The 1,578-nt window shown below is 65.8% G+C and carries 1 protein-coding gene; it reads right to left on the bottom strand.

Annotated features, from left to right (window positions below; genetic code table 11):
• Nucleotides 1-29: 29 nt before the first annotated feature.
• Nucleotides 30-1,578, bottom strand: a 1,549-nt coding sequence (locus G5C50_RS32070) for a hypothetical protein (RefSeq protein WP_165076164.1), incomplete at its 5' end; no start/stop codon positions are given.

Below are 1,578 nucleotides of genomic sequence, written 5' to 3' on the forward strand. Positions count from 1 at the left end.
GTTGATCAGCCAGCGTTCTTCCGTCGGTCTCATGCCCCACCCCCTGCGTCGTTCTTCTGTGAGTTCTTGCCCTCGGGATCCCAGGGGTTGAGCGTGTTCGACGACGTAGGCCCCCACAGGTAGCCGCCCTGCCGCTGCCGCTCCGGCGGAAGGAGATTCTCACTCGGCGGTTGCCGACGGTTGGAGGCCGTCACGCTGGTCGTGTGCAGACTGGCCGCCCCGTTGTTCCAGACGATCGACAGCCCGCTGATCGGCAGGTTGGCGTCTTCCAGTCCGGTCGAGTAGCCGTCCGCCGCGATGTTCAATCCCTGGTTGGCGAGCGGCAGGACTTCGTCCAGGATGCGGTTCACCGTCAGATTGAGATCGACGACCGTGTTCTTGTTCGTATCCAGCAGTTGCTGGGCGTAGTCGTCCATCGCGGCCTGGTTCGCCGGGTCGGTCCAGCTTTTCATGAAGACGCGCTGCTCGCGCTGCAGGCCGTCAACCGAGTAGGCCGTACCCTCCCATCCCGAGGCCGGGGCCGTGGCTGTCAGGCTATCCTCGTTGACGGCGATCAGGACTCGGACGTCGTCAGGTGGTCGGTTGCCAGCCGTAATGTACGTGGGCACAAAAAACGTGATGGTCCCGTCGGCGATGTCGATCGAGAAGCCGTCCGTGACCTCGTTGCCGTCCCAGCAGACGCTGGCCATCGGGAAGTTGGTCGACGTGGCTGAGCCGCCGTAAGCCCCCAACCAGACGGCCGACGGGCTGAACTTGCGTGCCAACGCAGCCCGCATGTCGGCGTCGACGACTCGGTATCGGCGGTAGACGAGGGCCGGGCCCGTGTCGAAGCCGTAGAGGGTGTAGCCGTCGTAATCGGTCGCCGGGAGGGGTGATTCCAGGGTGAACGTCGAGGTGCCACCGGCCGTCAGGGCCGTGTTGGCCACGACCCGCACGCTGACGATCGAGTCGAAGCCCGAGATGACCGACTTGCTCAGGTGGAGGATGCCGGCCTGTCCGGCGGGCCCGAAGGCGTCGGCGTCCCAGGTCTGCGTGGCGTCGGCCGACGTCAGGACGACGTGCGTCGTATCCGTGACCGTAAGAGTCCCTGTCGAACGAGAACCCTGGCCGTACTTGTAGACGTCGGTCGTCCAGGCGGCCTTGGCGGCCGAGTTGGTGACGCCCGGGTATTGGAACCACTCTTCAAGCCCACCGTTCGACAGGCTGACCAGTTTGGCGACCGTCCGGGGCTGGCCGAAGATCGTCACCTTGGTGAAGCAATCCGCCAGGCTTCGCCGGACGCTTGGAGGGCTGACGAGGTCGGTCAGGTCTTCAAGCGTAAGGGTGACGGCGGTCGGATCCAGCAGGTCGAAGACCCTGATCTTGCCGTCGGGCTGGACGTTCAGGGCGTGGCCCGGGTAGATCGACTGGATGAACGACTCGACGGCCGAGAGGCAGCGAGGGCCGCTCACCGTACAGACGCCCGTCGGGATCTGGTCGAGGGCCGCCAGGTCGGAGAGGGTGGCCGCGGGCAGGGAGTATTCCCCACCCGATTCCGTGTAGCCGCCGATGCCCAGGGATGCGAGCGGCCCGGCGTTG

It is taken from the genome of Paludisphaera rhizosphaerae, from assembly GCF_011065895.1.
In the GTDB taxonomy this organism is placed as follows: Bacteria; Planctomycetota; Planctomycetia; order Isosphaerales; family Isosphaeraceae; genus Paludisphaera; species Paludisphaera rhizosphaerae.